The sequence below is a fragment of the Nocardioides sp. J9 genome, from assembly GCF_007829375.1.
GTDB lineage: Bacteria > Actinomycetota > Actinomycetes > Propionibacteriales > Nocardioidaceae > Nocardioides.
Window position 1 is genome coordinate 1 of the sequence record NZ_VLJQ01000003.1, and the last position, 12,523, is coordinate 12,523.

The window sequence follows — 12,523 nt, forward strand, 5'->3', positions numbered from 1 at the left end:
TCCGCCGCTGGCTGAGGTGCGAGGCGCCCCAGCGCCGAGCCTCGAAACCCCTGGCCCCGGTCCACCGGCCCCAACCACGCAGAGCCCGCCTCGCAGGCCCGGRGGTTTCGAGGCTCCTCGCTGGCGCTCGTCGCACCTCAACCACCGGGAGCCAGGCGGGGCGAACCTCGAGTCTTGCCGCCACGCGGACCCGACCACCCACGGCCCAGCCATCCGCCGCTGGTTGRGGTGCGRGGCGCCCCGGCGCCGAGCCTCGAAACCAGTGGCCCTGCGCACCGGACTGTGCCCACCACGGCCCACCTCGCAGACCCAGGCGAAGCGAACCCACGGCTTGCCGCCAGACGGACCCCACCCACCGGAGGAAACCCCTCACCCCCGCGCGATCGCGAGCGCCCGGTCCCGGTCGAGGAAGAAGAACTGCGCCGGCTTCTCGCTGATGCTCGTCCTGAGCTCGACGAGCGGGCCGCGCTCGGCACCCAGGCGCTCCAGCAGGGCGACGGACGAGGCGTTGCGGGCGTCGGGCTCGAAGACGAGACGGGTGCAGCCGGGGAGGTGGGCGACGAGGTCGAGGCCGGCGGCGATGACCTCGCCGGTACGGCCGGCGCGGTGCTCGTCGTCGGCGAGGAAGAGGTGGACGCCGACGTCGCCGGGGCGACGGTCGTAGAAGGCGCCGATCTCGTCGACCGCGGGGTCGTAGGTCTGCAGGACGCCGACGGGGGTGTCGTCGAGGACGAGGAGGTACGCCGCGAGGTGCTCCTGCTCCGCGATGTAGCCGTAGACCTCGGCCACCTCGTCCCGGTCCATCCCCTGCATGCCCCAGAACGACGCGCGGTCGGCGGTCACCCACGAGGTGAGCAGGTCGGCGTCGGTGGCCGGGTCGACCGGGCGGATGGTGACGGTCATCGGTCCTCCAGGGGGATCGTGCGGCCGGCGGCCCAGGCCGCCTGCTGGTCGTGGTGGTGCGGGGAGGCGGGGTCGCCGGAGGCGCCGAGCGGGACCACCCAGCGAGAGTCGCCGGCGAGGTCCCAGACCCAGCGGGCGACCGGGCCGTGCACGCAGGCGCCGGTGCCGCCGAGGGCGCGGGTCGCCAGCACGCAGTCGTCGTCGCCCGCGACCGCCGGCCAGGGTGGTGCGTGGCCGTCGGGGGCGGGAAGGCCGAGCTGCTGCTCCGGCGTCAGCGGTACGACGACGTGCGCGTCACCCCACGGCGCGGGGTCCGGCTGGACCGCGACCTCCTCCAGCGCGGCGGCGAGCGCCTGCAGCGGGTCGACGCCGAACGGCTTCTCCGCAGCCAGCAACGCCGGCAGCGCGATCCGCAGCCGGCCGCGCAGGTCGAACCACGGTGCGTAGAGCTCGCCGAAGGGCGACGAGTCGACGCCGGCCAGCGCCGGCGCGGTCGCGAACGCCTCCACCACACCGGCCCGCACGGAGGCGAAGAGGGCGGCCTCCACGCTGTCCGTCGCCATCCGCCGGTCCCAGGCGAGCAACCGGTCGCGCAGCGCCGTGGCGGCGGGCGACAGGTCGGCCAGGCGGGCCGCGAGGGACAGCAGTGCCTCGCCCGCGACCTGCCGGTCGTCGGCCAGCGCAGCACCCAGCGCTTCCGGCGTCAGCGGAGCGGACGCCGCCAGGTCCGCGACCACCTCTGCCAGTCGGTGGGCGCGGTGCGGGGCGGCGAAGTCGTCGCCGATCCGGGAGAACCCGGCCGTGGCGCGGTCGTTGGCGCTCACCAGCAGCGGGCCGGTCCGGCGCGGCTGGTCCTCGACCCACCCGGTCCAGCCACCGTCGGCGCGCAGCGGCACCCTGCCCACGACGCGGTGCTCGACGTGGCCCGAGGTGTCCGCGACCAGCAGGTTGTCGACCGGGCTCACCCAGCGGTCGAAGGCGGTGGTCACGTCCGCAGCACTCCTCGACCGCAGCAGGGGCAGCAGGGCGTCGAACCCGAGGTCGTCTAGCACGCCGGCCGGTGTGCGCAGGCTGAACGTGTCCGGCTGGCCGGGCCCGCCGGTGACGACCGGGCCGCGCGAGGTCACCAGCACCTCGACCGGCTGGGCGTCCCAGGTGTCGTCTCCGGTGCGCACGCGCACCAGCTCGACCCGTCGCACCACCGGCTCCCAGCCCCCGCGTCCGCGCGCGACGACGGCACCGCGGTGCCGCTGGAGCTCCTCGGCACAGATGTCCTCGTCGTCGGCGACGGCGTTCGTGACGCCCCACGCGACGTCGCCGGCGTGGCCGAAGTGCTGCACGCCCGGGACGCCGACGAAGGTCAGTCCGGCGACGTCGAACGCGTCGTCGGGGTCGGTGCAGGTGAGCCGCACCTGGGCGTAGCAACCGGGAGCCTCGATGACCCGGTGCGGGTCGCCGGCGACGATCGGCAGGCCGGATGCGGTCAGTGCGCCGTCGGCGGCGACCGCGTTGCTGCCACCGGGCAGGCCCTCGGTGCGCAGCAGCTCGAGCGCCTCCGCGGCACGGTCGCCGAGGACGCTCGCCACGTGGTGCTGCCAGAGCTTGCTCGGGAAGCGGGAGAAGAGCAGGTGCTGCACGGCGAAGACACCGAGCGGCGTCCACGGGCGCCACGGTCGGTCGAGGACGTCGTTCGCACCATCGACGTACGCGTCCACGAACGCCCGGCTGGCCGGCTCGAGCGCGTCGTACGCGCGGCGGGCGAGGTCGACGAGCTGGACCCGGCGAGCCAGCAGGTCCCACTCCAGCGCCGTGGCCCCGAAGACCTCGGCGCAGGTCCCCTCGGACCGCCGGCGCTCGACCTCGAGCTGCCAGGCCCGGTCCTGCGCCGTCGCCCGGCCCTGCTCGTGGGCGACCTCGAGCACCGAGCCTCCGGTGACGTGCGGGATCCCCCACGCGTCGCGGGTGATCACGGTGCCACGGGGTTGGCCAGCGTCCCGGCGAAGATCAGCGACTCCGCCTGGTCGGCGAGGTCCACCATCTGCAGCGTGTTGCGCAGCTGCAGCCGGTTGAGGCAGCTGTGCCGGAACCGCGGGCGCAGCAGGTCGTAGCGCGCCGCCGCCTCCGCGAGCTCGCGGTGGTCGGCGGCGTGCTCCTCGATGGTGGCCCGGGCGATCGCCCAGAACTCGTCCTCGGGCAGCACCCCGTCCTCGTCGAGGACCGCCGCCACGTGGCGCAGCACGCCGTCGAAGACGTCGGTGTGCACCGCGAGCGCCTTGACGTCGTCGGGGAAGTCGCCGCGGACCCGCTCCACCTCGGGCGGCAGCGGCAGGTCGCCCATCACCGCGACCTCCTCGCCGATGTCCTTCATGAACGCACCGACCGGGACGTGGTCGCGCAGCCGCAGCAGCAGGTTCTCCCCGTGCGGCATGAACGCGAGGTCGTAGGCGAGGAGGCAGTGCACGAGCGGGCGCAGGTAGGCCCGCAGGTACGACCGCACCCACGACTGCGCGTCGACCGGGGAGGCCTTGATCCACGCGGTCACCAGCGCGTCACCGTGGGCGTCGCGGTGCAGCAGCGCGGCCATCGTCGTGAGCCGCTCGCCCGCCGGCGTGCGCGGGACGGGGCTCTCGCGCCACAGCGCCGCGATCATCTTCCGGTACGGCGACGGCTCGGCCAGCCGGTGGAAGGCATCGCCCGTGTAGCCGATCGCCGCCAGCTCGCGCAGCACCTCGAAGCCGCAGTCCTGCAGCTCGGCGTCGCCGTGCACGACGGAGGCGACCCAGTCGTTGATCGCCGGCGTCGCCTCCATGTAGCGCGGCGACAGGCCACGCACGAAGCCCATGTTCTGGATCGCGAGCGCGGTCTTCACGTAGTGCCGCTCGGGGCGGCTGGCGTTGAAGAACGTGCGGATCGACTGCTGCGCCCGGTGGTCGTCGTCGCCCTCGCCGAGGTGCACGAGGTCGCGGCGCGCGACGTCGGGGGCGAAGGTGATGGCCAGCTTGTTGCGCCACTGCCACGGGTGCACGGGCAGGAGGAGGTAGTCGTCCGGCGCGAGGCCGAGGTCGCGCAGCCGCCGCCGGAAGCGCTCGCGCGCGGGCGGGGAGAGCTCGCCGTCGTACAGCCCCTGCTCGGTCTGCCCCGACCCCAGCGACAGGCGGGCGAGCGAGCGCCGGGCAGCGACCCAGTGCAGGCGCACGGCCGCACCGGTCTCGGGCGCGTAGGCCGTGTAGTCGTCGAGGCCGAAGCCGATGCGCCCGTTGTTGGCGACGAACGCCGGGTGGCCCTCGGTCATCGCGGACTCGATCTCCTGGTAGCCCGCGTCCACCAGCTCTGCGACCGGGACCGCCCGGTGGCGCAGCTTCCACGCGGTCGAGGCGAGGGTGGAGGCGACCTCCTCGAGGTAGGTCGGCAGCAGCGCGTCCGGGATGCCGAGGTCGGGCGCCAGCTCGGCGACGAGGTCCTGCGCGTCCGGGTCGACCACGACGCCGTCCACCCGTCGCTCGATCGACGCGGGGTCGACGACCCAGTGCTCGAGCTTCTTCACCCGCGCCGTGAAGGTGTACGACGACCGGTCGGTCGCGACCCGCCACCGATCCCCCACAGTGCCGTCGGCGGCCGGCACCCGCACCGGCGCGATCATCCGCTCGTGGCTGAACTCGGCGAGCGCCTTGGCGACCAGGTGGCGCTGCGCCCGGCCCATCAGCTCGGGCGTCAGGTGGTCCGCGGACGGTGGTCCCTGACGAAAAGCACCGTCCTGCGGCGTGTCCCGGTGCTTTTCGTCAGGGACTACCGCAGCGGGCTGTGGAGGAGGCGGGACCGGGTTGACGGAGAGGTCGGGAGCACTCCAGTCCGCGCGGGGGCAGACGGAGAGCATGGCGGTCTTGCCGGGCAGGGCGACCTCGCGCAGCTCGGTGAAGCCGGCGGCGAGGTTCTTGGCGCGGATCGGCTGGTTGCGGACGTCGGGCTCGACGACCACGCGGCGCACGGCGGGGTCGGCGAAGCAGAAGGACATCACGGCGTCGAAGACCGCGGTGGTGAGTCCGGGGACCGGACTGCCCTCGGGCGGCGCGACGAGCACGTGCATGCCCAGGTCGCCGTCCTCGAGCTCGGGCAGGTCGGCCATGCCGGGGGCGTGGCGCGGGTCGTAGGTCTCGGCCAGGAACACCGGCCGGCCGTCGACCCGGCCCAGGAACGCGTGGTGGTGCGGGTTCGCGGCGATGGCGGCGTACTCCGCACGCACCTCGTCCAGCGACGCGTCCTGCATCATCCAGAAGGCCGAGCGCGGGTGGGTGACCCACGCGTGCAGCAGCGCGGCGTCACGATCGACATCGAGCGGCTCGATGGTGGTCCGGGCGAGCAGGGAGCGGCTCATCGGGCGGCCTCCGTCCTCAGGTGGTCGGGCACCCCGAAGGTCTGCACGGCGATCCGCTTCTCGACGGGGTAGGCCTCGCGGCCCAGCATCGACGCGAGGATCACGGAGTTGCGGAAGGGCCCCATGCCGAGGTCCGGCGCGAGCAGCGAGTGGGTGTGCTCCTCGGCGTTCTGCACGAAGATCTCGCCGCCGGCCACGTCGACCGAGTAGTCCTCGGCGACGTCGTACCGTCCGCGCGCGTCGCGCCGGACCCGGTCCTCGACGCCCTGCAGGAACGCCGGCTCGGTCGGGCCGTAGCCGGTGGCGAGCACCAGACCCCCGGTGCAGAGGGCGAATTCCTCGCCGGTCTCGGCGTGCAGGAGGTCCAGCACGACCCCGCCCTCGTCTGGCAGCACCCGGGCGCCCCGCACCTCGGTGTGGGTGAGCAGCGTCGTGCGCGGACCGTCACCGGTCACCCGCTGCTGGTAGTGCAGGTCGGAGATGGCGTCGACCAGGTCGCCACTGATCCCCTTGAAGAGGTGGCGCTGCTCGCGAGCCAGCCGGTCGCGGACCTCCATCGGCAGCGCGCGGTGGTAGGCGCCGTACTCGGGCGAGGTCATCTCGAGGGTGAGCTTGGTGTACTCCATCGGGAAGAAGCGCGGGCTGCGCGTCAGCCACACCAGCTCGTAGCCGTGGTCCGGGGCCGCGGACAGCAGGTCGTGGTAGACCTCCGCGGCGCTCTGCCCGCTGCCGACGACGGTGATCCGCTCCTGCCGCTGCAGCGCCTCGCGGTGCGCGAGGTAGTCGGCGGAGTGGGTCACGACCGCCGGTCCCTCCGCGTCGAGCACGCCCTGCAGCGCGGCCGGCACCCGTGGCGACGTCCCGACGCCCAGCACCAGGCGCCGGGCACGGAAGGTCTCGCCGGTCGCGCTGTGCACGAGGTACGCCGTGCCGTCGTGCTCGACGTCGGTGACCTGCTCGCCGAAGCGGATGCCGGGCAGCGACTCGGCGGCCCACCGACAGTAGTCGTCGTACTCGCGGCGCAGCGGGTAGAAGCTCTCGCGGATGTAGAACGGGTAGAGGTGGCCGTGCTGCTTGAGGTAGCTGAGGAAGGACCAGCGCGAGGTCGGATCCGCCATCGTCACCAGGTCGGCGAGGAAGGGCACCTGCAGCGTCGCGTCGTCGAGCAGCATGCCGGGGTGCCAGGCGAAGCGGTCGCGGGCCTCGAGGAAGACGCCGTCCAGCTCGCCGCCGGAGCGCAGCGGCTCGGAGAGCGCGGCGAGGCCGAGGTTGAACGGGCCGAGGCCGACCGCGACGAAGTCGTGCGCCCTCACCGGACCACCTCCGCCACCGGCACGACCGCCGGSGGGKCGAGCTCGCCGGCGAGCCGTTCCCCGACCTCGCGGACGGTGTCGATGATCCCCACGACGTCGTCGGCGGTGGCCATCGGGTTGAGCAGGGTGAGCTTGAGGAACTGAACACCGTCGACCTTCGTCGCCGCGACCATCGCGGTGCCGCTGGCGTAGAGCTCCGCGCGGATCGCGGTGTTGAGCCGGCCGAGCGCAGCGTCGTCGAGCTCGCGCCCCGCCGGCCGGTAGCGGAGGACCAGGGTGCTCAGCTCCGGCGCCGCGGCGCACTCGAGGTCCGGCAGGTCCACGACCCGGCGGTGCACCTCGGTGGCGAGGTCGATGACCGCGTCGACGTACCGACCCACCAGCTCGGGACCCATCGTGCGCAGGGTCAGCCAGAGCTTGAGGGCGTCGAACCGACGGGTGGTCTGCAGGCTCTTGTCGACCTGGTTGGGGGTCGTGGCCTCGCGCGGGTTGAGGTAGTCGGCGTGCCAGGTGGCCGGGCGCAGGGTGGCGCGGTCGCGCACGATGATGGCGCTGGAGGACACCGGCTGGAAGAAGGTCTTGTGGAAGTCGACCGTCACCGAGTCGGCGCGGTCGATGCCGTCGAGCCGGTCGCGCCGGGTCGGCGAGACCAGCAGGCCGCCGCCGTACGCCGCGTCGACGTGCAGCCAGGCGTCGTAGGCACGGGCGAGGTCGGCGACCTCTGGCAGCGGGTCGATCGCACCGAAGTCGGTGGTGCCGGCCGTCGCGACGACCGCCATGGGCCGGAGGCCGAGGTCCGTGCAGGCCGCGAGGGAGCGCTCGAGCGCCGCGGGGTCCATTCGGTGCCGCGCGTCGGTCGGCACGCTGACGACGGACTCCTCGCCCAGGCCGAGCAGGCGGGCGGACTTCTGCACCGAGAAGTGGCTCTCGGCCGAGGCCAGGATGCGCAGCCGCTCGGCGGGCACGCGTTCATGCCGGCCACGGGCCAGCAGCAGGCCCTGCAGGTTGGACTGGCTGCCGCCGCTGGTGAAGACGCCGTCGGCCTCGGGACCGAAGCCGATCCGCCCGGCCGTCCACTCGACCAGCCGGCGCTCGATGAAGGTGCCGCCGACGCTCTGGTCGAAGGTGTCGAGCGAGCTGTTGACCGAGGCGACGAAGAGCTCCGCGAGCAGGGCCGGGACGACGACCGGGCAGTTCAGGTGGGCGGCGTACCGCTTCTCGTGGAACCAGACGGCGTCGTCGAGCCAGAGCTCGGACACCTCGCCGAGGACGGCATCGATGCCGTCGAGCGGCCGGTCGAGGTCGACCGCAGCGACGCGGGCTGCGGCCTCGTCGGGCTGGCGCCCGGTCGCCGGGCCGGCCACGCCCTTGAGGTGGCGGAGCAGGTGGTCGAGGCCGCTGCCGATGACGTCGGCATAGTGGTCGGCGTTGTCGGGGTGGAAGACGTGGTGCAGCGGGAGCGGTGGGACACGCAAGGCAGTTACCTCCGAGATAGGTAAGCCTTACCTAAACAGATCGCTCTCGCCTTGTCACCCCGCCGGCGTGTGCCTCGGGTCACAGCCGGGGCCGGGCCAGGCCCGCTCCCGCGCCGTTCGTCGTGCCGGACCGACCGTTCACCGACAAGCCGTCCCCACTCGCCGCAGCACCGGACCGCACCCCTGCCGTGCCGGCGGCCCCCGCTCCTAGCGTCGAGGACGGCCGTGACCGCGGTCACACCGCACGACCCAGGAGGAACCCGTGTCATCCGAGCCCGACGTGGCCGCCCGCCACGATCCCGTGTACGACGAGCTGCACGCCTCGCAGGAGTTCGCCGAGCTGAAGCGTCGTTACCGCGGCTTCGCCATCCCGGCGACCGTCGCCTTCCTGGTCTGGTACCTGACCTACGTCGTGCTGTCGATGTGGGCCGGTGACTTCATGAGCGGCCAGGTCATCGGCAACATCAACGTCGCGCTGGTCCTCGGCCTGCTGCAGTTCGCGACGACCTTCCTCATCGCGTGGCTCTACAGCGGCTACTCGACCAAGCGCCTCGACCCGCTGGCCCGCGAGCTCGACGAGCGGTTCATCTCCCTCGCCGGCAAGCCGAACCAGGGCAGGAGCAGTCACTGATGAACGACCAGGTCCTCACCGCGGGGCTCTTCCTCGCGGTCGTCGCACTCACCCTCTTCGTCACCATCCGCGCGAGCCGCAACACCAGTGGCGCCACGGACTTCTACGCCGGCGGCCGGTCCTTCTCCGGCTTCCAGAACGGCCTCGCCATCGGCGGTGACTACATGTCGGCCGCGTCCTTCCTCGGCATCTCCGGTGCCATCGCGCTGGCCGGCTACGACGGCTTCCTCTACTCGATCGGCTTCCTGGTCGCGTGGCTGGTCGCGCTGCTGCTCGTCGCCGAGATGCTGCGCAACTCCGGCAAGTTCACGATGGCCGACCAGCTGGCCTACCGGATGCGGCAGCGCCCGGTCCGTACGGCGGCCGCGACGTCCACCGTCGTCGTGTCGATCTTCTACCTGCTGGCCCAGATGGTCGGCGCGGGCAGCCTCGTGGTGCTGCTGCTCGGCATCGACAAGTCCAACACCCTCGCCATCAGCGCGGTCATCGCCGGTGTCGGCGCGCTGATGATCATCTACGTCACGGTCGGCGGCATGAAGGGCACGACCTGGGTGCAGATCGTCAAGGCGGTCCTGCTGATGACCGGCTCGGCGCTCATCGTCGTCCTGGTCCTCGCGAAGTTCGACTTCAACCTCTCCGAGCTGCTCGGTGCGGCACAGTCGACGTCGGGCAAGGAGGGCTTCCTCGAGCCCGGCCTCAAGTACGGGGCCGACCTCACGAGCAAGCTCGACTTCGTCAGCCTCGGCATCGCCCTGGTGCTCGGCACCGCGGGGCTGCCGCACATCCTGGTCCGCTTCTACACGGTGCCGACCTCGCGCGACGCGCGGAAGTCGGTGCTGTGGGCGATCGGCCTGATCGGCGTCTTCTACCTGTTCACCCTGGTCCTCGGCTTCGGTGCCGCGGCCCTGCTGAACACGGGCGCCGGCAGCGACGTCGCCACCAGCGACGGCAACCTCGCCTCCCCGCTCCTCGCGGAGGCGGTCGGTGGCGGCGCCGGGTCGACCGGGGGCGCGATCCTGCTCGCACTGATCTCCGCGGTCGCGTTCGCGACCATCCTCGCGGTGGTCGCCGGGCTCACCCTGACGTCGTCGACGTCGGTGGCGCACGACATCTACAACTCCGTCATCCGCAAGGGCCAGGCGACCGAGGCGGAGGAGATCCGGGTGACGCGGTACGCCGCCGCCGGCCTGGGCATCGTCGCGATCCTGCTGGCCATCCCGGCCCGCAACCTCAACATCGCGTTCCTGGTGGCGCTGGCCTTCGCGGTCGCGGCGTCGGCGAACCTGCCGTCGATCGTCTACAACATGTTCTGGCGGCGCTTCAACACCCGCGGCGCCACCTGGAGCATCTACGGCGGCCTGCTCTCGGCCATCACGCTGGTGTTCTTCTCGCCCGTCGTGTCGGGCAAGACGGGCGTCAACGCCGAGGGCGAGACCATCAGCAAGGCGCTCTTCCCGCTGGGGGTCGACTTCCACTGGTTCCCGCTGGAGAACCCGGGCCTGCTGTCGATCCCGCTGGGCTTCTTCTTCGGCTGGCTCGGGACGGTCACGTCGAAGGAGCCGGCCGCCGAGGAGCGGTTCACCGAGCTCGAGGTCCGCGCGCTGACCGGCGCGGGCGCCGAGCAGGCCGTCCAGCACTGACGGGGGCCAGGGAGGCCGGGGTGGGCGTCGCGCCCGCCCCGGCCTCCCGCCCGCTCCCCCCGCCGCAACCAGGACGCAACCCCTGGTGACCACACTTCCCGTGGGTCCTAATGTGACCAGTGGCACCCCGATCGAGCAGGAGACAACCGTGAGCGACCAGACAGCCCCTTCCTCCACGGAGCAGACCCTCGCCAACCTGTTGAAGGAGGACCGCCGTTTCGAGCCGCCCGCCGAGCTCGCCGCGAACGCGAACCTCACCGCAGAGGCGTACGACGCTGCGAAGGCCGACCGTGAGGGCTTCTGGGCCACCCAGGCCGAACGTCTGACCTGGGCCAGCACGTGGGACCAGGTCCTCGACTGGTCCGACGCCCCCTTCGCCAAGTGGTTCACCGGGGGCACCCTCAACGCCGCCTACAACTGCGTGGACCGCCACGTCGAGGCCGGCCGCGGCGACAAGGTGGCCATCCACTGGGTCGGCGAACCCCTCGACGACACCCGCGACATCACCTACGCCCAGCTCAAGGACGAGGTGTCCCAGGCCGCGAACGCGCTCACCGCCCTCGGGGTCGGCACGGGTGACCGGGTCGCGATCTACATGCCGATGATCCCCGAGGCGATCGTCGCGATGCTCGCCTGTGCGCGCATCGGTGCCCCGCACACCGTGGTCTTCGGCGGCTTCTCCGCCGACGCCCTCGCCTCCCGCGTCGACGACTGCGAGGCCAGGGTCGTCATCACCGCCGACGGCGGCTACCGCCGCGGCGCGCCCTCCGCGCTCAAGCCTGCCGTCGACGAGGCGCGCACCAAGACCGACAAGATCGAGAAGGTCGTCGTGGTCCGTCGTACCGGCCAGGAGGTCGCGTGGGACGACAGCGTCGACGTGTGGTGGCACGACGTGGTGGACTCGGCCTCCACCGAGCACACCCCCGAGGCCTTCGACGCCGAGCACCCGCTCTACGTCATGTACACCTCCGGCACCACCGGCAAGCCCAAGGGCATCCTGCACACCACCGGCGGCTACCTCGTCGGTGCGGCCTACACCCACCACGCGGTCTTCGACCTCAAGGCCGACACCGACGTCTACTGGTGCACCGCCGACATCGGCTGGGTCACCGGCCACTCCTACATCGTCTACGGCCCGCTGGCCAACGGCGCCACCCAGGTCCTCTACGAGGGCACGCCGGACTCCCCCGAGCCGGGCCGCTGGTGGAAGATCATCCAGGACCACAAGGTCACGATCTTCTACACCGCGCCCACCGCGATCCGCTCCTTCATGAAGCAGGGCCACGAGGTCCCCGACCAGTTCGACCTCTCCAGCCTGCGCATCCTCGGCTCGGTCGGCGAGCCGATCAACCCCGAGGCCTACGTCTGGTACCGACACGTCATCGGCGGCGACCGCACCCCGGTCGTGGACACGTGGTGGCAGACCGAGACCGGCGCGATCATGATCTCCCCGCTGCCCGGCGTCACCGCCGGCAAGCCCGGCTCGGCGATGACCGCGATCCCCGGCATCGAGGCCGAGGTCGTCGACGACGAGGGCACGCCGGTCCCGAACGGCTCCGGCGGCTACCTCGTCGTCACCTCGCCGTGGCCCTCCATGCTGCGCACCATCTGGGGCGACGACCAGCGCTACGTCGACACCTACTGGTCCCGCTTCAAGGCAACCAACGACCGCGGGGCCTACTACTTCGCCGGCGACGGCGCCAAGAAGGACGACGACGGCGACATCTGGGTCCTCGGCCGCGTCGACGACGTCATGAACGTCTCCGGCCACCGGCTGTCGACCACCGAGATCGAGTCGGCCCTCGTGTCGCACCCGAAGGTCGCCGAGTCCGCCGTCGTCGGCGCCTCGGACCCCGACACCGGCCAGGCGGTCGTCGCGTACGTCATCCTGCGCAACGAGGCCGGGGACGGCGGACCGGAGATCGTCAAGGAGCTCTCCGACCACGTCCGCAAGGAGATCGGCCCGATCGCCAAGCCGCGGCAGATCATGATCGTCCCCGAGCTGCCCAAGACCCGCTCCGGCAAGATCATGCGCCGCCTGCTCCGCGACGTCGCCGAGGGCCGCAACGTCGGCGACACCACCACCCTCGCCGACGCCTCGATCATGGACCTCATCTCCGCCGGCCAGGCGTCCTCGACCGAGGACTGACCTCCACCGCGGTCGGTGGTTGAGGTGCGAGGCGCCCAGC

The 12,523-nt window shown here is 72.3% G+C and carries 8 protein-coding genes; 3 read left to right on the forward strand and 5 right to left on the reverse strand.

Annotated features, from left to right (window positions below):
* Positions 1–369: 369 nt before the first annotated feature.
* Genes L615_RS01330 through L615_RS01350 form a run of 5 tightly spaced genes read right to left on the reverse strand, consistent with a single transcriptional unit; the run spans position 370 to position 8,063 of the window.
* A complete protein-coding gene (locus L615_RS01330) occupies positions 370–903 on the reverse strand; it encodes a GNAT family N-acetyltransferase (protein WP_145723851.1) in 534 nt (177 codons plus the stop codon).
* Entirely contained in the window at positions 900–2,873 is a 1,974-nt protein-coding gene (locus L615_RS01335; protein ID WP_145723852.1) for a penicillin acylase family protein, read from the reverse strand. The genes L615_RS01330 and L615_RS01335 overlap by 4 nt, the downstream gene beginning before the upstream one ends.
* Entirely contained in the window at positions 2,870–5,275 is a 2,406-nt protein-coding gene (locus L615_RS01340; RefSeq protein ID WP_145723853.1) for a GNAT family N-acetyltransferase, read from the reverse strand. The genes L615_RS01335 and L615_RS01340 overlap by 4 nt, the downstream gene beginning before the upstream one ends.
* Positions 5,272–6,588, reverse strand: a complete 1,317-nt coding sequence (locus L615_RS01345; RefSeq protein ID WP_145723854.1) for a lysine N(6)-hydroxylase/L-ornithine N(5)-oxygenase family protein — start codon at positions 6,586–6,588, stop codon at positions 5,272–5,274. Before L615_RS01345 ends, L615_RS01340 begins: the two co-directional genes overlap by 4 nt.
* Entirely contained in the window at positions 6,585–8,063 is a 1,479-nt protein-coding gene (locus L615_RS01350) for an aspartate aminotransferase family protein (RefSeq protein ID WP_315897765.1), read from the reverse strand. Before L615_RS01350 ends, L615_RS01345 begins: the two co-directional genes overlap by 4 nt.
* A 262-nt stretch (positions 8,064–8,325) precedes the next feature.
* Here L615_RS01350 and L615_RS01355 point away from each other — a divergent pair, with 262 nt between their 5' ends.
* From L615_RS01355 to acs, 3 genes are all read left to right on the forward strand, one after another.
* The gene (locus L615_RS01355; RefSeq protein WP_051486014.1) at positions 8,326–8,694 is read left to right on the forward strand and encodes a DUF485 domain-containing protein; all 369 of its coding nucleotides are present in this window, start codon (positions 8,326–8,328) and stop codon (positions 8,692–8,694) included.
* Positions 8,694–10,334: a cation acetate symporter gene (locus L615_RS01360; protein WP_028656567.1), complete on the forward strand. Its 1,641-nt coding sequence runs from the start codon at positions 8,694–8,696 to the stop codon at positions 10,332–10,334. Before L615_RS01355 ends, L615_RS01360 begins: the two co-directional genes overlap by 1 nt.
* 148 nt (positions 10,335–10,482) lie before the next feature.
* The gene (acs, locus tag L615_RS01365; protein ID WP_145723855.1) at positions 10,483–12,483 is read left to right on the forward strand and encodes an acetate--CoA ligase; all 2,001 of its coding nucleotides are present in this window, start codon (positions 10,483–10,485) and stop codon (positions 12,481–12,483) included.
* Positions 12,484–12,523: the final 40 nt, after the last annotated feature.

What these genes read in the sequence shown, in the direction of transcription:
- L615_RS01330 (WP_145723851.1), bottom strand. Translation starts at nt 903, where the DNA reads ATGACCGTCACCATCCGCCCGGTCGACCCGGCCACCGACGCCGACCTG.
- L615_RS01340 (WP_145723853.1), bottom strand. Translation starts at nt 5,275, where the DNA reads ATGAGCCGCTCCCTGCTCGCCCGGACCACCATCGAGCCGCTCGATGTC.
- L615_RS01360 (WP_028656567.1), top strand. Translation starts at nt 8,694, where the DNA reads ATGAACGACCAGGTCCTCACCGCGGGGCTCTTCCTCGCGGTCGTCGCA.